Genomic DNA, 18,514 nt, shown 5'->3' on the forward strand with positions numbered 1-18,514 from the left:
TTCTATTTCTTTTCGGACATGCATAACATGTAATAGGCACGTCCGAGGGAGGATTGGAATGAATACATTTGCTGGGGAAATCATCACCTTATTGCTCATGGCATTCGCGTTGGGAATGGATGCCTTTTCCGTCGGCCTAGGAATGGGAATGTTTAAGCTAAGGTTGAGGCAAGTATTTTTTATAGGGCTGATAGTAGGTATTTTTCATATTTGGATGCCCTTGCTTGGTATGGGGGCTGGTCGTTTCATTTCAGAAAAATTCGGGACCTTTGCTACATACGCCGGAGGTCTCTTGTTGATCATTCTTGGTATACAGATGTTCATCCCGGGTAAAAAGGGTGAAGCTGATGCCAGGGGAATTAAGATGCTGGCTCCTGTCGGGAAAGGCTTATTCATTTTTGCTTTAGGGGTAAGCCTGGATAGCTTCTCAGTAGGATTAACCCTGGGGATTTACGGTGCGAAAACGATTATAACCATTCTTTGTTTTGGGTTGGCTGCCACTCTGTTAACGTGGGGAGGGCTATTACTGGGTAGAAAAATACAGGGGGTGCTCGGAGTTTATAGTGAGATTCTTGGCGGAAGCATCCTGTGTGCGTTTGGATTAAAATTATTGTTCTCTTTTTAAATCCACTTGACCTCATACCTTTCCTTCCTCAACTGTTCCGATTATCGGGACGGTTTTTATTTTTCTCATGACATAAAGAGAGTGTTTATTTTTTTGCCTATATAGAACGGGCGATAGCTTATAATGAATAAAAAGGAGGCGTTAATATGATCCGAGTATTATTTGTATGTACAGGTAACACATGCAGAAGCCCCATGGCAGAAGCGATATTAAAAAATAAGCATATTGCAGGTGTTGAAGTGAAGTCCGCTGGTGTTTATGCTTCAATGGGCCAGGATGCTTCCATGCATGCTAAAAATGTATTGGTTGAGAATGACATAGTGCATAATCATCATTCAACGCCTTTATCCGAGAAGGAAATGGAGTGGGCGACTCATATTTTCACCATGACGGAAGGGCATAAAGCGGTCATTATCCGTACATATCCTAAGATGATCGATAAGACTTTTACTTTAAAAGAATTCGTTATTGACGATAAATATGATAGAGACATAATAGATCCGTTTGGCGGTTCTGAAGGCATCTATCGGGAAACCTTCAGGGAGCTGCAGGAATTAATAGAAGAATTAGTCATAAGGCTGAAAGAGTAAACAGTCTACAGGGGGGAGCGGTATGGAGGAAAGAACACATTATAAGTTTGGCTTGCGAAAAAAATTGGTTATCTTCACTACAGTCCTTGCTCTGACCACCTATTCAACCTCGGCATTTTTTATTTTCGTGATCCATCCAATGTTTTTTGAAAAAACGAGTTCGCTAAGTTTTAGTGTAGGGACGCTTTCATTAGGCATATTGTGGTCGGGGATTCTTTCGTTTTTTGCTTCTGGTCTTATTACTAAACCACTAAAAAGACTAGAAAAAGCCGTATTAAGTGCTGCTGATGGAAGTATAAACGAAGAAGTGGTGTTATCGAAGACGGATGATGAAATCCGTTCATTAGGCACTGCTTTCAATCATATGCTTTCTAACCTTAAGGACATGGTTTGGAATATTGAAGAGAATTTCCGTGAGACCAACAAAAAGGTCCTCCATATCTCTCAAGAATCTTCAAAAGCATCCGAACAGGCAGATAATATAGCAAAAACCATAGAGGAAATCTCAAAAGGGGCGGATTCATCTGCCGCTTCCATCATGAATACTGCTGAATCCATTGATGATGTCGTCATGATTGCCAAAAAGGTTCAAAGCAAAGCACAGGAATCCGTTGGACTATCCAGTGATATGGCTGCAGAACTTGTTCAGAGCAAAGCGGCAGTCAATTCCTTGGTTCATGGCATTAAACAATTGGCTAAAGAAAATCAAAAGTCGCTGAAAACAGTCAATCGTTTAGAGGAAAATGCAAAAAAGGTGGAGCAAATCATCGAACTTGTCGGCGAGATTGCGGCACAGACGAACCTGCTGGCATTGAATGCTTCCATTGAAGCTGCACGGGCAGGAGAACATGGAAAAGGGTTCGCAGTTGTAGCCGAAGAAGTCCGGTTGTTAGCTGATCAGAGTGCAAAAGCTGTTCAGGGCATTTCGAATCTGGTTCAAAATATTCAAGATGAGGTCCAGGCAGTTGTGAAACAAATCGGCGATCAGGTCATATCGGCAAATGAAGAAGCCCAAAAAGGGACAAATACGGATATAGCGATAGAAGGAATGACAAAAACGGTACATAATGTGGTCGTTGCAGTAAAAGATATTACTGAGCTTGTTGACCGTCAAATGGAAAGTGTAGAAGAAACATCTAGGCAGTCCCAAGAGGTGGCTGCCATTGCAGAAGAAACATCTGCTGGAGCGGAAGAAGTAACAGCTATGACGAGCGAACAAGCAATAGTCATGGAAAACGTCAAAAAATCGGCGATGGACCTTAAAGTGCAAGCGGAAAAGTTGAATGGGACCATTACACGCTTTAACACTTGACATTTTTCAGCAGGAAACCTTAGTTGGTTTCCTGCTTCTTTACGGGAGAAAAAGGTTGGCCGTCCTTTATCTTTTCATAATTTTGTGACACAATAAAATCAAATAAAAAAGCTAGGGGAGGATTTTGATGAAAGTTGCGATTGCTTCGGATCATGGTGGCATACATATCCGTGAAGAAATAAAGAATTTAATGAATGAATTACAGATTCCATTTGAGGACTTTGGCTGTGAATGCAGTACGTCAGTGGATTATCCGGATTATGCATTGCCGGTTGCAGAAAAAGTTGCAAAGGGTGAGTTCGATCGGGGGATTTTAATCTGTGGTACTGGAATTGGAATGAGCATTGCGGCTAATAAGGTCAAAGGGATACGTTGTGCATTGGTTCATGATGTCTATAGTGCAAAGTTGACCCGTCAGCATAATGATACCAATATGTTAGCTATGGGGGAACGTGTCATTGGGCCGGGTCTTGCCAGGGAAATTGCACAAACATGGCTGACTTCGGAATTCGAAGGCGGACGTCATCAAAACAGGATTGGTAAGATAGCGGAGTATGAAGGTAAACACAGCTAATCGTTAAGGTTCTGGAAAAGAATTTAGAGAGTCCACTCTTTTCTTCCAATAGCAAGTTTTCTTATTGAAAGGATGCGTTTTCATGACAAATGATGCTATATTTTCGAATGAGCTTGAGATATGGGAAAACCAGTTTCGGAAACTATTACATGAGTTTCAAGAAGAGGCAGCTTTAAAAGAAAACCAGCTACTGGTAATCGGCTGCAGTACAAGTGAAGTGATCGGAAAACGAATCGGTACGGAAGGGACGCTCGACGTTGCGGGGATGGTTTATTCCGTAGTGAGGGATTTTCAAGAAAAAACGGGCATTCAGGTTGCATATCAATGTTGTGAGCATCTAAATAGGGCCCTGGTTTTGAAAAGGGAAACCGCAGTGCGAAACGATTATGAAGAAGTTTCGGTTGTGCCGGTCAGAACAGCTGGTGGATCGATGGCAACGTTCGCCTATCAACAATGGAAGGATGCTGTCGTCGTTGAGCATATTAAAGCGGAAGCGGGGATAGACATTGGGGATACCTTCATTGGCATGCATTTAAAGCATGTGGCGGTTCCAGTTCGATCTTCCATTAAAGAAATAGGACATGCACATGTGACCATGGCAAAAACCCGCCCGAAACTAATAGGCGGGGAACGGGCCGTTTATCAGGACCTCATTGAAAACAAGAGTTGTACTTTATAGGTAAAGTTAGACAGCATTTCTCGGGTGGGGAATGCTGTTTTTCGTATAGAATGATAGTGAAAGTGTAAAGCTTAAGATAATGTTCACAAAAAATCCTTAAATTTTTAGTGCCAATAAAATGGTTTTTTCGCTGATTAAATATAGGGTAAAAGAGCTATTTAACTTAATTTAACTGTTAAATACGAACATTTTTTAATAAAAAAACATCTAATGTTCGATAAAATTAGACTATCACTTCTAAATTAGACATGTTAAAATGGAGTAGAATTTTCTAATAACTATGTAAGGCTTTTTCATGTCTTTTAGAAGGCATGTTGCACATAAATACTAAAAAGCGAATCACGCACAATTTGGGGAGGAATTACGGAATGAATCGTTTAGCTAAGCAAGATGAGCAAGTGTTTAACGCTATTCAACTGGAATTAGGGCGTCAAAGAAGTAAGATTGAGCTTATTGCTTCTGAGAACTTCGTAAGTGAAGCTGTTATGGAAGCGCAAGGGTCGGTCTTAACTAATAAGTATGCAGAAGGGTACCCTGGAAAACGTTACTATGGCGGATGTGAGTATGTTGACATCGTTGAAGATCTAGCACGTGAGCGTGCAAAAGAAATTTTCGGCGGGGAGTATGTAAACGTACAGCCTCACTCTGGAGCTCAAGCTAATATGGCCGTTTACTTTACAGTACTTCAAACTGGCGACACAGTGCTTGGGATGAACCTTTCTCATGGCGGCCACTTAACACATGGAAGTCCAGTTAACTTCAGTGGTGTTAACTACAATTTTGTTGAATATGGTGTAGACGAACAAGATCACCGTATTGATTACAATGATGTATTGGAGAAAGCCCGTCAGCATAAACCGAAATTGATCGTAGCTGGTGCAAGTGCATATCCACGTGAAATTGATTTCAAGCGATTCCGTGAAATTGCAGATGAAGTTGGAGCTTATTTAATGGTCGATATGGCGCATATCGCAGGTTTAGTTGCAGCAGGATTGCATCAAAGTCCAATTCCTTATGCAGACTTTGTAACGACAACTACTCACAAAACACTTCGCGGACCACGCGGAGGAATGATCATCTGTAAAGAAGAATTCGGTAAGAAAATTGATAAATCCATTTTCCCTGGTATTCAAGGTGGGCCATTGATGCATGTGATATCCGCTAAGGCTGTTGCATTCGGCGAAGCGCTTCAAGATGATTTTAAAGTGTATGCACAACAAATCATCGATAATGCTAAACGCTTGGGCGAAGGCTTGAAGAAAGAAGGATTCACCCTTGTTTCTGATGGAACGGACAATCACTTGATTCTTCTTGATGTGCGCTCAACAGGATTAACAGGAAAAATCGCAGAACATGTTTTGGATGAAATCGGTATTACAGTTAACAAAAATGCGATTCCTTATGATCCGGAAAAACCATTCGTTACAAGTGGTATTCGTATTGGGACTGCTGCAGTGACATCGCGTGGCTTCGGGTTGGAAGACATGGATGAAATAGCTTCAATCATCGGACTTGTTTTAAAAAATAATGAAGACGAAGCTAAACTTGAAGAAGCAAAACAGCGCGTTGAATCATTAACGAGCAAATTTGAATTATATCCTTCAATGTAATATCGGAGCCGCTCCCTTTTAAAGGGAGTGGTTTTTTTGTACTTTAAAGAAGGTGAGTATATTAGAATAGTGCGAATAGCAAAAAAGGTCTGACATCTAAACCTTTATTGAAGATTGAAACATTTTTCTGTAAAATAGGTTGAAGTGAATTATAAAAGACACGACAATTTTTCTATTCAATTAGGGAAATCATAAAAAAGCGCAAAAATAAGCAATGGAATTGGAGAGATGCTGAATGGGAAAAGTTTATGTTTTCGATCACCCGTTAATTCAACACAAATTAGCCTATATACGTGATATAAATACAGGAACAAAAGAATTCCGCGAACTAGTGGACGAAGTTGCATCATTGATGGCATTTGAAATTACAAGGGATATGCCACTGGAAGAGGTGGAAATCCAAACACCTGTAAGCACGGCGAAAGTGAAAATGCTTTCTGGTAAAAAAGTGGGGATCGTCCCGATTTTACGTGCAGGCATAGGGATGGTGGACGGAATCATTAAACTGATTCCAGCTGCAAAGGTTGGACATGTTGGACTTTACCGTGATCCTGAAACATTGAAACCAGTTGAATATTATGCGAAAATGCCAAGTGATTTGGCAGAAAGAGAATGCATTGTCGTTGACCCGATGTTAGCAACTGGCGGTTCAGCCATCGAAGCGATCCATTCCATTAAAAAGCGCGGTGCAGTCAACATTAAATTCATGTGTTTGATCGCAGCGCCAGAGGGTGTAGAAGCACTAAAAGAAGCCCATCCTGATGTTGATATTTATATTGCGGGACTTGACGAAAAACTGAATGAACATGGTTATATCGTTCCGGGTCTTGGAGATGCAGGAGATCGTTTATTCGGCACAAAATAAGAAAGAAACTGAGGTGTCACGAATGAACAAACCGATAAAGGTCATGACAATTTTCGGGACGAGACCAGAAGCTGTCAAAATGGCTCCCTTAGTACTCGAATTTCAAAAACACCCAGAATATTTCAAGCCGATCGTTGCTGTTACGGCTCAGCATCGCCAAATGTTAGATCAAGTTCTCGAATTATTTTCCATTCAGCCGGATTATGACTTGAACATAATGAAGGAAAGGCAAACGCTTGCTGACATTACAACAAGAGCATTAAATGGTCTTGATTCCGTAATGAAGGAAGCTAAACCCGATATTGTTCTTGTCCACGGTGATACAACCACAACGTTTGTCGCAAGTCTGGCTGCTTTTTATAATCAGATCGTCATTGGGCATGTAGAAGCGGGGCTGCGCACATGGAATAAGTATTCCCCTTATCCGGAAGAGATGAATCGGCAGCTTACCGGTACGATGGCGGATTTGCATTTTGCACCGACTTCAAAAGCGGAGGAGAATCTGCTGAACGAAAACAAGAAAGACAATATCTTCGTGACGGGAAATACGGCAACAGATGCTTTAAAAACGACTGTGCGGTCCACATATTCCCATCCGGTTTTAAATGGACTTGGAGAAGACAGGCTCATTTTACTTACCGCCCACCGCAGAGAAAATCTAGGGGAACCCATGAGGAATATCTTTAGGGCCGTCAAGAGAATCATTGCTGAGCATGAGGACGTTCAAGTGGTTTATCCAGTCCATTTGAATCCTCTTGTTCAAGAATTAGCAAACGAAATTCTCGGGGACGATCCACGGGTACATTTAATCGAGCCGCTGGATGTATTGGATTTCCATAACTTCGCTTCAAGAGCTTATCTGATTTTGACCGATTCTGGAGGAATCCAAGAAGAGGCACCGTCACTAGGTGTACCTGTTCTTGTTTTGAGGGATACGACTGAACGCCCAGAGGGAATTGCAGCTGGAACCTTAAGGTTGTCGGGTACTGATGAACAAACCATATTCAATATGGCACATGAATTGCTCACCAATCGAGGGGAACACGAAAAAATGTCCAAGGCTTCAAATCCATATGGGGATGGAAATGCTTCGGCCCGTATTGCTGAAGCCATCCGATACTATTTTAAGCAAATAAATATACCGCCAACTAGATTTGATTCATAAAAAAGGAAAAGCCACGTGGCTTTTCCTTTTTTATTTGCATACTCCAAGGTTGTTGAGAAAAGATAACTGCTAAGGGGGGTGCTTATGTTGAGAAAGAAAACGTTCATAGTGTTTGTTTTCGTTTTTATATGTATTTATTCAAATGAAAAGGGATTGGCGTCCGTCACTCTGCCGCCTTTACCAAAAATATCTGAAGCTAAGGAAGTAACGGTAGTTGTCACTTTGGATAGGGAACTTCAGCAAAAAAAGATCAGTAAACTGATTGAAAAATATCCTTCCCTTCAATTGCGGAATGTTTATTCGGTTGCCCTGAATGGTTTTTCTTTACATGGGAAACTGAATGAAATAGAACAACTCAAAAAGGAGAATGAAATTCAGACTGTAACGGAAGTATCCATGTATCATGCCGTGTTGGATAAAAGTGTGCCATACATAGGAGGAGGCAGGGTGAGGGGGTTCTTCGATAAGGAGAATCATCGAATCACCGGGAAAGGGGTAAAAGTAGGAATCATCGATACTGGAATTGATTATACACACCCAGATTTAGACCGTGCTTATAAAGGAGGGAAGGATCTAGTTGATGGTGATGAGGACCCGATGGAAACCAAAAATCAAGGCGATCTGGATACATTACATGGAACTCATGTGGCAGGTATCATTGCGGCCAATGGAAAAATGAAAGGAGTCGCGCCAGAAGCGGAGATATATGCATATCGGGCTTTGGGACCAGGTGGTGCAGGAGATACAGAGCAAGTCTTGACTGCTATTGAGTCGGCCATGAAGGATAATGTGGATGTATTGAACCTCTCTCTGGGGAATAACGTCAATGGCCCTGATTTACCTATTTCTCTTGCTTTGAATAAGGTTGTGGAAAGCGGGATCGTTGCCGTGACATCAAACGGGAATTCCGGTCCGGCTGTTTGGACCGTCGGATCACCCGGAACAGCAGAAAAAGCGATTTCCGTTGGGGCATCGACTCCCCCCTTAAGGGTTCCATATATGGTTTACGGACTTGGCTCGAAAAAGTATCAATCTCACTTAACCTTGTTTCAAGGCTCCAAAAAGTGGAACCTGACATTTTCCGAGGATGTCATATATGGGGGATTGGGAAATGAAAGTGACCTGAAGCATGTTCAGGATAAGATTGTGTTGTTGGAGCGAGGCACACTTACTTTTCAGCAAAAAGTATCCAATGCGGAAAAGGCAGGTGCAAAAGGGGTAATTGTTTATAATAATACGAGCGGGACCTTTACTGGAACCTTGGAAAAAGAAATGAATATACCAGCTGCTTCTATTAATAGAAGAGATGGGTTGCAACTTAAGCAAGTTATGGAGCAAGATCACAGTAAAACCGTTCAATTTGTTTATAAGAATGAACAAGATAGGCTCGCTGATTTTAGCTCTAGGGGACCGGTAACCGTATCATGGGAAATAAAGCCTGACGTATTGGCACCAGGAGTGGAAATTGAAAGCACCATTCCTAAAGGATATATGTCCCTGGATGGAACAAGTATGTCCGCGCCGCATGTTGCAGGAGCATGCGCGTTAATCCTGCAAAAACACCCGGAATGGACTCCAGATCAAGTGAAATCTGCGTTGATGAGTACTTCCAAGCCATTGAGGAAATCTGGAAAACAATTGTATCATACATACGAACAGGGGGCTGGGCGCATCCAGATCGACGAGGCTCTAAAAGCGGATACGCTCTTGAATCCAAGTTCATTGTCATTCGGGATGTATACAAAAAAAGATGGAATTGAAGAGCATCATGAAACGATAGTCATTGAAAATACCGGAAAGAACATGATGAAGTACTCTTTTATGGTCCCATTAAAAGAGACGGGACTCACTTGGGAATTGCCGAAATCCCTTACTTTGAATCCAAAGGAAAAGAAAACGATTAAAGTGGGACTGCAGGTCAACCCAGCCAAGCTGAGGAAAGGAGTCTTTGATGGATACCTTATTATAATGGAAGGAACCAAAAGAATATCCCTTCCTTATTTATATGTAAAAGAAGAACCTGATTATCCAAGGGTAATGGGTTTTGATTTTGGCCAAGGAGACCAGAAAGACACATATCGATACGAAATGTACCTTCCCCGGGGGGCTGATGAATTCGGGGTTGCCCTATATGAAGAAGATAGCTTGAAATTCGTGGGATATTTGGATTGGTCGAGACCGGCACCTTCCGGTTTGATCAAAAAAGAAGTGTTGAAAAAGAACTTGCCGCCTAAAGGAGTGTATAAAGCAATAATCTTTGCCAGGAAGGGCGGAAGGGAAGATCGGATAGAAAAGACGTTACTTATTGAGTGAACTCGGGACAATAAGTAAAATAAAACGCTTGTCAATAGTATAAAAAAGATAATTTGTGAACAATTCGTTAATAATTACAAACCTGTGACAAATTTCACTAACCACTCATTGACAATGATTCTTGCCTATTGTATGCTAACAAAGGATATAGAATGAGAGGGGTTTCATACGTAAATAACGTGTCAAAAAGAAGTTTATTATTGACTTTTTAATTGGACTAGTTACGTGAAACTTCATCTAGCTAACCACAGATTCTACAATATTTCTAGGGAGATTACATGACAAAATGCTAGAATTGGAAAAAATGTTCAATAGGCAACTAAAATACATGTTGTATTTAATGGGTATTTATGTACTTGGTGTGGGATTCACTCCATATGATTCAGTCTTCCAAGGATTATTGCTTGGTACTGCCTTCAGCCTATTTATATTCTGGTCAATGGTCAAAAAAAACAAAAAGTTCTCTCAAGAGGTTGCGGAAGGTAAGAAAACGCGCTCCCTTGGTAGTTTAACTAGAATGTCTGTAGCGGGTTTAGCTGCAATTATTGCATTGAGATATCCATATGAGTTTCAAGTGGTCTGTGTGGTTGTGGGATTAATGACGGTTTATTTTGTCATTATGATAGATTATTTTATGCAAAACATACGTAGGAAGTAAAGAAGAGAGGTGAATACTGTTGAATCATGAAGCTCCTATGTGGGAATTTATGGAGACTGGAATATATTTCAATTTGGCTAATGTGCTTATGATGACTATCGCAAGTCTCATTGTCTTCATAATTGCTGTTACAGCAACTCGTAAACTTGCGATGAAGCCAACAGGAATCCAAAACTTTATCGAATGGGTAATGGATTTTGTGAAAAACATCATAAACAGCAATATGGATTGGCGTACTGGTGGTCAGTTCCTAATGTTGGGAATGACATTAATTTTGTACGTATTTGTTTCAAATATGTTAGGATTGCCGTTCTCGATTGTAATAGGACATGAACTTTGGTGGAAATCACCTACATCTGATCCGGCAATAACTCTAACCTTGGCAGTTATGGTAATGGGATTAACTCATTATTATGGTATCAAGATGAGAGGTATGAAAAATTATGCCAAAACTTATGTCCAACCAATGGGTTTCTTGTTTCCGTTAAAGATTATTGAAGAGCTTTCCAATACGTTAACCCTTGGATTGCGGCTTTACGGAAATATTTATGCAGGTGAGTTACTTCTAACCTTACTGGCTGGTTTAGGAACAAGTAGCGCTTTAGGTGCAGTTACTGCTTTTATTCCAATGATGGCTTGGGAAGGATTTAGTGTCTTTGTTGGCTCGATTCAAGCATTTATTTTTACTATGTTAACGATGGTTTATCTTTCCCATAAAGTAAGTGACGACCATTAATTATAAAATTGTTCATTTCGAACATTATATTGATGAAAAAAATAAAACAACATTTCAAGGAGGAAATTTATCATGACAGGTTCTTTAGGTCTTATAGCTGCTGCAATCGCAGTTGGATTAGGTGCACTTGGTGCGGGTATTGGTAATGGTCTTATCGTTGGGCGTACAATTGAAGGGATGGCTCGTCAGCCAGAAGCTCGTGGTATGCTTCAAACTACAATGTTCGTCGGTATTGCGTTAGTTGAGGCACTACCAATCATCGCGGTAGTTATCGCGTTTATTGTTTTAGGTAAATAAGATAACTTGAAAAAGTTCAATAATGGCGAAGATGATCCAAGGAGACCCTTCGCCATTGCTCTGTGTTAAAGTGAACATTTATGGCACTGATAGTGTCAATTGAAAATACAGAACTTCAATAGTGAATCTCATGAAGGGAGTGAACCGAGCGTGTTAACAAGCAATTTTGTTCTTGGTCAAGCAATCCACTTTAATGGTGGGGATATCATATACCAGCTTTTAATCTTTATCATTTTGTTAGCGTTGCTTAAGAAGTTTGCATGGGGTCCGCTAATGGGCATCATGAAAGAACGTGAAGAGCATGTTGCAAATGAAATTGAAGCAGCTGAAGTTAGTAGAAAAGAAGCACTGAAGTATTTAGAAGAACAGCGTGAAATCGTAAAACAATCTCGTACTGAAGCGGGACAACTTATAGAAAATGCTAAACAACAAGGCGAAGCACAACGTGAAGATATTATCAATCAAGCGCGTGCAGAGGCTGAACGTGTTAAAGAATCAGCAAAACGTGAAATCGTTCAAGAGAGAGAAAAAGCAGTTGCCGCCTTGCGTGAGCAAGTAGCTTCTCTATCTGTCATGATCGCATCTAAAGTGATTGAGAAAGAACTTTCATCAGCTGATCAAGAAAAACTAATAAACGAATATATTCAAGAGGCAGGAGAAGGTAAATGAGCGATATAACTGTAGCAGGACGTTATGCTGTAGCTCTTTTCCAAATTGCGAAAGAGCAAAATCTCATTAACCAACTTGAAGAAGAGCTTCGCATAGTGAATGAAGTTTTTACAAAAGATAAAGAGCTTTTAGGTTTTTTGGCTCATCCTAAAATGACAAGCGATGCAAAACGTCAATTATTGACAAATGCATTTGCAGGTCTATCATCTTCCGTTCAAAACACTTTAATGTTAATGGTGGAGCGTCATCGTACAGATGAAGTGACTGCTATGGCACAAGAGTTCATTGAACTTGCGAATGAAGAAAATTCAGTTGCGGATGCGACTGTTTATACAGTTAATCCTTTAACTGAAGCTGAAGCAAAAGCTGTGTCTTCAGCTTTCGCTGCAAAAATCGGCAAACGGAATTTACGGATTACTAATATTACGGATAGCAATATCATTGGCGGCATCAAACTTCAAATCGGTAACCGCATTTATGACGGTACGATTAGCGGTAAGTTAGATCGCCTTAGCAAACAACTATTAGGTTAATATTCACAGATAGGGGTGAAATTCATGAGCATCAAAGCTGAAGAAATCAGTGCGCTGATTAAAAAGCAGATTGAAAACTATCAGTCGGAAATTAAAGTAAGCGATGTAGGTACGGTTATCACTGTTGGTGATGGTATCGCACGCGTTCATGGTTTAGATAATGCAATGTCTGGGGAGCTCTTAGAATTTTCCAATGGTTCAATGGGATTAGCACAAAACCTTGAGCAAAATAACGTGGGTGTTGTTATTCTTGGACCATTCAGAGACATTCAAGAAGGCAGTGAAGTTCGCCGTACTGGCAGAATCATGGAAGTGCCAGTTGGAGAAGAATTAATCGGACGTGTCGTGAATCCGCTTGGACAACCATTAGATGGTCTTGGTCCGATCGCTACGACAAAAACTCGTCCAATCGAAAGCCCTGCAACAGGTGTAATGGACCGTAAATCTGTTCATGAACCTTTACAAACAGGTATTAAAGCAATCGATGCATTAGTTCCAATCGGTCGTGGGCAACGTGAGTTAATCATTGGTGACCGTCAAACTGGTAAAACATCAGTTGCGATCGATACAATCCTTAACCAAGCTGACCAAGATATGATCTGTATCTATGTTGCTATCGGTCAAAAAGAATCAACGGTTCGTGGAACAGTTGAAACACTACGTAAAAATGGTGCATTGGATTACACAATCGTTGTATCTGCATCAGCTTCCCAACCGGCACCACTTTTATACCTAGCTCCATATGCTGGTGTGACTATGGGTGAAGAGTTCATGTTCGCTGGCAAGCACGTTCTTGTGGTTTATGATGATCTTTCTAAACAAGCATCTGCATACCGTGAACTTTCCTTGCTACTTCGTCGTCCTCCAGGCCGTGAAGCATTCCCAGGGGATGTATTCTACTTGCACTCCCGTTTACTTGAGCGTGCAGCAAAATTGAATGACACTTTAGGTGCCGGTTCAATCACTGCGCTTCCATTTGTTGAAACACAAGCTGGAGACATCTCTGCTTACATTCCAACAAACGTTATTTCCATCACTGATGGACAAATCTTCTTGCAATCCGATTTGTTCTTCTCAGGTGTACGTCCTGCGATTAACGCTGGTCTTTCCGTATCACGTGTTGGTGGATCTGCACAAATTAAAGCGATGAAAAAAGTTGCTGGTACATTACGTCTTGACTTGGCTTCATACCGTGAATTGGAAGCATTCGCTCAATTCGGTTCTGATCTTGATGCTGCAACACAAGCAAAACTTAACCGTGGTGCTCGTACAGTTGAAGTACTTAAGCAAGATCTAAACAAACCGATCAAAGTTGAAAAACAAGTCATGATTTTCTATGCATTGACGAAAGGTCATTTAGATGATATTCCTGTATCGGATATCCTTCGTTTTGAAGAAGAATACTATGTGTTCCTAGATCGTTCTCATCCAGAATTATTAGATCACATTCGCACAACTAAAGGTCTTCCTGAAGACGCTGCTATCGTTGCTGCAATTAACGAATTCAAAAAGAACTTCGTTATTTCCGAATAATAAGGTCTAACTAATTTATAAAGGGTGGTGAGAATGAATGGCCTCTTTACGCGATATTAAGTCTCGGATTACTTCAACGAAAAAGACGAGTCAAATTACAAAAGCGATGCAGATGGTATCTGCTTCTAAAATGAACCGTGCAGAAGCTAATGCTAAAGCATATGTTCCATATATGGAAAAAATTCAAGAAGTGGTTTCTAGTATTGCGAACGGAAGCACGGATGCATCTCATCCAATGCTTACTTCACGTCCAGTTAAGAAAACCGGTTACTTGGTAATCACATCTGACCGTGGATTGGCTGGGGCTTACAATAGTAGTATCCTTCGCCACGTTCATAAAACTATTCTTGAACGCCATAAATCCAATGATGAGTTCGTCATTATCGCAATCGGAAGGGTTGGCCGTGATTTCTTTGTCAGCCGTAACATGCACGTAGAGCTTGAGGTAACTGGGATTCCTGATCAGCCGTCTTTCGCTGACATCAGCGCCCTTGCTAAATCTACAGTGAATTTATATCTGAATGAACTGTGTGATGAGCTTTATATGTACTATAACCATTATGTCAGTCCAATCCAGCAGGATGTAACGGAAAAGCAAGTCCTTCCGTTAGCTGACTTCAATACTTCCAATGCTACATTGACTTCTTATGAATTTGAACCGAATGCAGAAGAAATTCTTGAGGTATTATTACCTCAGTACGCAGAAAGTTTGATTTATGGTGCTTTGTTAGATGGTAAAGCAAGTGAGCACTCTGCACGTATGACTGCAATGAAAAATGCAACCGATAATGCAAAAGAATTGATCGATTCACTTTCATTACAATATAACCGTGCACGTCAGGCAGCTATTACTCAAGAAATTACAGAGATTGTCGGCGGTGCAGCAGCTTTAGAATAAAATCATTAAAGGGGACGGTCGGCCCGAACGAAGCTTGGCCGTTCCATAAACTCGATAGTCGTTATAAGCAACGTTAGGAGGGAAAACGATGAATATAGGACGCGTTACTCAAGTTATGGGTCCGGTTGTTGACGTGAAATTCGAAGACGGACAACTTCCTAAGATCTATAACGCGTTAAGAATCGAAAATACAGCGTCTGGTACAGGACTAACTCTTGAAGTAGCCCTTCAACTAGGTGATAATACAGTTCGTACTGTAGCAATGTCTTCCACTGATGGTTTAACCCGTGGTGCAGAGACTGTTGATACAGGAGCTCCAATTTCTGTTCCTGTAGGTGAAGTTACTCTAGGTCGTGTTTTCAACGTATTAGGGGAAAACATTGACTTATTTGAACCACTTACAGCAGAGGTGCGTCGTGATCCAATTCACAGACAAGCACCAACATTCGAAGAATTATCAACATCCGTTGAAATTCTTGAAACGGGTATTAAAGTAGTAGATTTACTTGCACCTTACATCAAAGGTGGTAAAATCGGTCTTTTCGGTGGTGCCGGTGTTGGTAAAACTGTACTTATCCAAGAACTTATTAATAACATCGCACAAGAGCACGGCGGTATCTCGGTATTCGCTGGTGTAGGTGAGCGTACTCGTGAAGGTAATGACCTATTCTACGAGATGACTGATTCTGGTGTTATTAAGAAAACAGCGATGGTATTCGGACAAATGAACGAGCCACCAGGCGCACGTATGCGTGTAGCTCTAAGCGGTTTGACAATGGCTGAATATTTCCGTGATGAACAAGGACAAGACGTTCTTTTCTTCATCGATAACATTTTCCGTTTCACACAAGCAGGTTCTGAGGTTTCTGCCCTACTAGGCCGTATGCCTTCAGCGGTAGGTTACCAACCAACGCTTGCTACAGAAATGGGTCAATTACAAGAACGTATCACTTCAACTAATAAAGGTTCAGTTACATCCATTCAAGCGATCTATGTACCTGCCGATGACTATACGGATCCGGCTCCAGCTACAACTTTCGCTCACTTAGATGCAACAACAAACCTTGAGCGTAAACTTTCTGAGATGGGTATTTACCCTGCAGTTGATCCATTGGCGTCATCTTCTCGTGCTCTTAGCCCAGAAATCGTTGGAGCTGAGCACTATAAAGTGGCTCGTCAAGTTCAATCGACTTTACAGAAGTATAAAGAATTACAAGATATCATTGCCATCTTGGGTATGGACGAATTAAGCGAAGACGAAAAAGTAATCGTTGCCCGTGCTCGTAGAATTCAAAACTTCTTGTCACAAAACTTCCACGTGGCTGAACAATTCACTGGTCAAAAAGGATCTTATGTACCAGTTAAAGAAACAGTCCAAGGATTCAAAGATATCCTAGCTGGAAAATATGACGAACTTCCTGAAGATGCTTTCCGTCTAGTTGGCCGCATCGAAGAAGTTATTGCTAAAGCAAAAGAAATGGCTTAATTAAAGGGACCTAGGAGGGAATGAAATGAAGACCATTAAAGTCAATGTTGTTACTCCCGATGGCCCAGTATATGATGCAGAAGTTGAAATGGTAAGCACTAAAGCTAAAAGCGGTGAGCTGGGAATTATGGCTGGACACATTCCAACTGTAGCCCCACTTACCATTGGTGCTGTCCGTCTTAAAAATGGAAGCAACACAGACTATGTAGCTGTAAATGGTGGCTTCTTAGAAGTTCGCCCTGATGTGGTAACCATTTTAGCTCAATCTGCTGAAAGAGCTGAAACTATCGATCTTGCACGTGCTCAAGAAGCAAAAGCTCGTGCTGAACAAAGATTGCAGAACAATGATGGATCAAATGACGCCAAAAGAGCTGATTTAGCGCTTAAACGTGCCATCAACCGGATCCAAATTGCAGAAATGCGATAACTTTAAATGATGAAAACATCTGATTGAACCATTCGTGGTAAAATCAGGTGTTTTTTTATTTACCCAAATGGTTTTGAGGATTTTTGTCATTGAACGTCGTAATTAGGAAAAAACTGTTGATCATTCGACATAAAAATCGAATTATGGAATATAGTTTTTTTACCATATTAATCCTTACGGTCGTCGACATTAGATTGTCTTGATGATATAATGTATACGCTTACATCAATTGCTTCATACCCCTCCTTGTCACTTTGCTTCTAAAAGAATGTTACCCTGCATAATATTTAAAAATGGTATCCAACAAAAAAGAAGACAAGCAAATTTTTAATGCACATTTATCATGATTTATCCATAAAGGGAGATGAACATGGGACAGCTGCATATTTACCAAAATAACTATTTAATTGTATTTGTTTTTCTTTGTCTTGGGATTCTATTACCTGTAATCGCATTATTTCTTGGTAGACTGCTAAGACCTTATAAACCTACAGATATGAAGCATACGACTTATGAAAGTGGAATCGAGCCTTTTCATGATTCAAGGGTTCAATTCAATGTCAGGTATTATCTATTCGGATTGATGTTCGTCATATTTGACGTAGAAACGGTTTTTCTCTATCCATGGGCGGTTGCCTACGATGAACTTGGGCTGTTTGCGCTGATTGAAATGCTATTTTTTGTCCTTATCCTTATGCTAGGGCTAATCTACGCTTGGAAAAAGAAGGTGTTAAAGTGGAATTGAAGTTAGATGAACTTACCGCTAAAGAAATGGAAGAAATGCGTCACAGTATTTTTTTATCCACACTTGAACAAATAAAAGGCTGGGCTAGAAGTAACTCGCTCTGGCCAATGACTTTCGGTTTAGCTTGCTGTGCAATTGAAATGATGGGTGTAGGTTCCTCTCATTATGATTTGGACCGTTTTGGTTCATTTTTTCGGACATCACCGAGACAATCGGATGTCATGATTGTCTCAGGAACGGTAACGAAAAAAATGGCTCCAATAATAAGTAGATTATACGACCAAATGCCAGAACCGAAATGGGTCATTGCAATGGGATCCTGTGCAACTGCGGGAGGGCCATATGTGAACTCATACTCTGTGGTCAAAGGAGTAGATCAAATTGTACCTGTTGATGTATATATACCGGGGTGTCCCCCAAACCCAGCTGCACTTATTTATGGAATCAATAAATTAAAAGAAAAAATCCGTTACGAGGCAAAAACCGGAAAGCGGGTGATATAGATGAGTGAGAAGGAAGACTTAGTGAAACAAAAGGCAGCGGCAGCGGCCAAGGCGAAGGCTGTAGCGTTAGCCCGAAAACAGGCGAAGGGGGAAGCGGCAGAAAAGCCGGAAGTCGAAACGGATATAGCGAAGCAAAAGGCGGCGGCAGCAGCCAAGGCGAAGGCTGCAGCATTGGCTCGGAAAAAGGCGAAAGCTGAAAGTGCAGAAAAGCCGGAGGKCGAAACGGATATAGCGAAGCAAAAGGCGGCGGCAGCGGCCAAGGCGAAGGCTGCAGCATTGGCTCGGAAAAAGGCGAA

At 41.0% G+C, this 18,514-nt stretch carries 20 protein-coding genes and 1 pseudogene; all 21 read left to right on the forward strand.

All coding sequences use genetic code 11. The features are described 5' to 3' along the window. Positions 1 to 58: 58 nt before the first annotated feature. Complete coding sequence (locus tag AC1DVK_RS07520) at positions 59 to 625, forward strand: manganese efflux pump MntP (RefSeq protein WP_125159887.1); 567 nt, start codon at positions 59 to 61, stop codon at positions 623 to 625. 146 nt (positions 626 to 771) lie between these two features. Continuing rightward, positions 772 to 1,215 (forward strand): low molecular weight protein arginine phosphatase, encoded by a 444-nt coding sequence (locus AC1DVK_RS07525; RefSeq protein ID WP_410860619.1) that lies wholly within the window; start codon positions 772 to 774, stop codon positions 1,213 to 1,215. 22 nt (positions 1,216 to 1,237) lie between these two features. Then, positions 1,238 to 2,527 (forward strand): methyl-accepting chemotaxis protein, encoded by a 1,290-nt coding sequence (locus AC1DVK_RS07530; RefSeq protein ID WP_477626165.1) that lies wholly within the window; start codon positions 1,238 to 1,240, stop codon positions 2,525 to 2,527. A 127-nt stretch (positions 2,528 to 2,654) separates the two neighbouring features. After that, on the forward strand, positions 2,655 to 3,101 hold the full coding sequence (gene rpiB, locus AC1DVK_RS07535; RefSeq protein WP_061465717.1) for a ribose 5-phosphate isomerase B: 447 nt from the start codon (positions 2,655 to 2,657) through the stop codon (positions 3,099 to 3,101). A gap of 82 nt (positions 3,102 to 3,183) precedes the next feature. Continuing rightward, complete coding sequence (locus AC1DVK_RS07540) at positions 3,184 to 3,780, forward strand: TIGR01440 family protein (RefSeq protein ID WP_477626166.1); 597 nt, start codon at positions 3,184 to 3,186, stop codon at positions 3,778 to 3,780. Positions 3,781 to 4,148: 368 nt separating this feature from the next. Beyond that, on the forward strand, positions 4,149 to 5,390 hold the full coding sequence (locus AC1DVK_RS07545) for a serine hydroxymethyltransferase (RefSeq protein WP_125159883.1): 1,242 nt from the start codon (positions 4,149 to 4,151) through the stop codon (positions 5,388 to 5,390). A 235-nt stretch (positions 5,391 to 5,625) separates the two neighbouring features. Continuing rightward, positions 5,626 to 6,255 (forward strand): uracil phosphoribosyltransferase, encoded by a 630-nt coding sequence (gene upp / locus AC1DVK_RS07550; RefSeq protein WP_034315825.1) that lies wholly within the window; start codon positions 5,626 to 5,628, stop codon positions 6,253 to 6,255. Between the two features lie 22 nt (positions 6,256 to 6,277). Then, positions 6,278 to 7,420, forward strand: coding sequence for a non-hydrolyzing UDP-N-acetylglucosamine 2-epimerase (gene wecB, locus AC1DVK_RS07555; protein ID WP_061465711.1), 1,143 nt, complete (start codon positions 6,278 to 6,280; stop codon positions 7,418 to 7,420). Positions 7,421 to 7,504: 84 nt separating this feature from the next. Continuing rightward, positions 7,505 to 9,733: a S8 family serine peptidase gene (locus AC1DVK_RS07560; RefSeq protein WP_477626167.1), complete on the forward strand. Its 2,229-nt coding sequence runs from the start codon at positions 7,505 to 7,507 to the stop codon at positions 9,731 to 9,733. A 286-nt stretch (positions 9,734 to 10,019) separates the two neighbouring features. Continuing rightward, on the forward strand, positions 10,020 to 10,391 hold the full coding sequence (locus tag AC1DVK_RS07565) for an ATP synthase subunit I (RefSeq protein WP_061465708.1): 372 nt from the start codon (positions 10,020 to 10,022) through the stop codon (positions 10,389 to 10,391). A gap of 19 nt (positions 10,392 to 10,410) precedes the next feature. Next, positions 10,411 to 11,127, forward strand: a complete 717-nt coding sequence (gene atpB, locus AC1DVK_RS07570) for a F0F1 ATP synthase subunit A (protein ID WP_061465706.1) — start codon at positions 10,411 to 10,413, stop codon at positions 11,125 to 11,127. Positions 11,128 to 11,199: 72 nt separating this feature from the next. Next, on the forward strand, positions 11,200 to 11,424 hold the full coding sequence (gene atpE / locus AC1DVK_RS07575) for a F0F1 ATP synthase subunit C (protein ID WP_061141280.1): 225 nt from the start codon (positions 11,200 to 11,202) through the stop codon (positions 11,422 to 11,424). A gap of 150 nt (positions 11,425 to 11,574) precedes the next feature. Beyond that, complete coding sequence (atpF, locus tag AC1DVK_RS07580; RefSeq protein ID WP_061465704.1) at positions 11,575 to 12,093, forward strand: F0F1 ATP synthase subunit B; 519 nt, start codon at positions 11,575 to 11,577, stop codon at positions 12,091 to 12,093. Further along, positions 12,090 to 12,626 carry a F0F1 ATP synthase subunit delta gene (locus tag AC1DVK_RS07585; RefSeq protein ID WP_089362021.1) on the forward strand — a complete coding sequence of 179 codons (537 nt, stop codon included), beginning with the start codon at positions 12,090 to 12,092 and terminating at the stop codon, positions 12,624 to 12,626. The genes atpF and AC1DVK_RS07585 overlap by 4 nt, the downstream gene beginning before the upstream one ends. A 24-nt stretch (positions 12,627 to 12,650) precedes the next feature. Further along, positions 12,651 to 14,159: a F0F1 ATP synthase subunit alpha gene (atpA, locus tag AC1DVK_RS07590; RefSeq protein WP_061465699.1), complete on the forward strand. Its 1,509-nt coding sequence runs from the start codon at positions 12,651 to 12,653 to the stop codon at positions 14,157 to 14,159. A gap of 37 nt (positions 14,160 to 14,196) precedes the next feature. Continuing rightward, positions 14,197 to 15,057: a F0F1 ATP synthase subunit gamma gene (locus tag AC1DVK_RS07595; protein ID WP_089362020.1), complete on the forward strand. Its 861-nt coding sequence runs from the start codon at positions 14,197 to 14,199 to the stop codon at positions 15,055 to 15,057. 88 nt (positions 15,058 to 15,145) lie between these two features. Further along, positions 15,146 to 16,543 (forward strand): F0F1 ATP synthase subunit beta, encoded by a 1,398-nt coding sequence (gene atpD / locus AC1DVK_RS07600; RefSeq protein WP_061465696.1) that lies wholly within the window; start codon positions 15,146 to 15,148, stop codon positions 16,541 to 16,543. Between the two features lie 25 nt (positions 16,544 to 16,568). Beyond that, entirely contained in the window at positions 16,569 to 16,970 is a 402-nt protein-coding gene (locus AC1DVK_RS07605; protein ID WP_061465694.1) for a F0F1 ATP synthase subunit epsilon, read from the forward strand. A 370-nt stretch (positions 16,971 to 17,340) separates the two neighbouring features. Next, on the forward strand, positions 17,341 to 17,715 hold the full coding sequence (locus AC1DVK_RS07610) for an NADH-quinone oxidoreductase subunit A (protein ID WP_061465692.1): 375 nt from the start codon (positions 17,341 to 17,343) through the stop codon (positions 17,713 to 17,715). A 26-nt stretch (positions 17,716 to 17,741) separates the two neighbouring features. After that, positions 17,742 to 18,218 carry a NuoB/complex I 20 kDa subunit family protein gene (locus tag AC1DVK_RS07615; RefSeq protein ID WP_176431826.1) on the forward strand — a complete coding sequence of 159 codons (477 nt, stop codon included), beginning with the start codon at positions 17,742 to 17,744 and terminating at the stop codon, positions 18,216 to 18,218. Next, a pseudogene (locus AC1DVK_RS07620) lies at positions 18,219 to 18,514 on the forward strand (NADH-quinone oxidoreductase subunit C); the annotation flags it as partial.

It is taken from the genome of Peribacillus sp. P4_B1, from assembly GCF_056402395.1.

What these genes read in the sequence shown, in the direction of transcription:
- AC1DVK_RS07520 (WP_125159887.1), top strand. Translation starts at nt 59, where the DNA reads ATGAATACATTTGCTGGGGAAATCATCACCTTATTGCTCATGGCATTC.
- AC1DVK_RS07525 (WP_410860619.1), top strand. Translation starts at nt 772, where the DNA reads ATGATCCGAGTATTATTTGTATGTACAGGTAACACATGCAGAAGCCCC.
- AC1DVK_RS07530 (WP_477626165.1), top strand. Translation starts at nt 1,238, where the DNA reads ATGGAGGAAAGAACACATTATAAGTTTGGCTTGCGAAAAAAATTGGTT.
- rpiB (WP_061465717.1), top strand. Translation starts at nt 2,655, where the DNA reads ATGAAAGTTGCGATTGCTTCGGATCATGGTGGCATACATATCCGTGAA.
- AC1DVK_RS07540 (WP_477626166.1), top strand. Translation starts at nt 3,184, where the DNA reads ATGACAAATGATGCTATATTTTCGAATGAGCTTGAGATATGGGAAAAC.
- AC1DVK_RS07545 (WP_125159883.1), top strand. Translation starts at nt 4,149, where the DNA reads ATGAATCGTTTAGCTAAGCAAGATGAGCAAGTGTTTAACGCTATTCAA.
- upp (WP_034315825.1), top strand. Translation starts at nt 5,626, where the DNA reads ATGGGAAAAGTTTATGTTTTCGATCACCCGTTAATTCAACACAAATTA.
- wecB (WP_061465711.1), top strand. Translation starts at nt 6,278, where the DNA reads ATGAACAAACCGATAAAGGTCATGACAATTTTCGGGACGAGACCAGAA.
- AC1DVK_RS07560 (WP_477626167.1), top strand. Translation starts at nt 7,505, where the DNA reads ATGTTGAGAAAGAAAACGTTCATAGTGTTTGTTTTCGTTTTTATATGT.
- AC1DVK_RS07565 (WP_061465708.1), top strand. Translation starts at nt 10,020, where the DNA reads ATGCTAGAATTGGAAAAAATGTTCAATAGGCAACTAAAATACATGTTG.
- atpE (WP_061141280.1), top strand. Translation starts at nt 11,200, where the DNA reads ATGACAGGTTCTTTAGGTCTTATAGCTGCTGCAATCGCAGTTGGATTA.
- AC1DVK_RS07585 (WP_089362021.1), top strand. Translation starts at nt 12,090, where the DNA reads ATGAGCGATATAACTGTAGCAGGACGTTATGCTGTAGCTCTTTTCCAA.
- atpA (WP_061465699.1), top strand. Translation starts at nt 12,651, where the DNA reads ATGAGCATCAAAGCTGAAGAAATCAGTGCGCTGATTAAAAAGCAGATT.
- AC1DVK_RS07595 (WP_089362020.1), top strand. Translation starts at nt 14,197, where the DNA reads ATGGCCTCTTTACGCGATATTAAGTCTCGGATTACTTCAACGAAAAAG.
- atpD (WP_061465696.1), top strand. Translation starts at nt 15,146, where the DNA reads ATGAATATAGGACGCGTTACTCAAGTTATGGGTCCGGTTGTTGACGTG.
- AC1DVK_RS07605 (WP_061465694.1), top strand. Translation starts at nt 16,569, where the DNA reads ATGAAGACCATTAAAGTCAATGTTGTTACTCCCGATGGCCCAGTATAT.
- AC1DVK_RS07610 (WP_061465692.1), top strand. Translation starts at nt 17,341, where the DNA reads ATGGGACAGCTGCATATTTACCAAAATAACTATTTAATTGTATTTGTT.
- AC1DVK_RS07615 (WP_176431826.1), top strand. Translation starts at nt 17,742, where the DNA reads ATGGAAGAAATGCGTCACAGTATTTTTTTATCCACACTTGAACAAATA.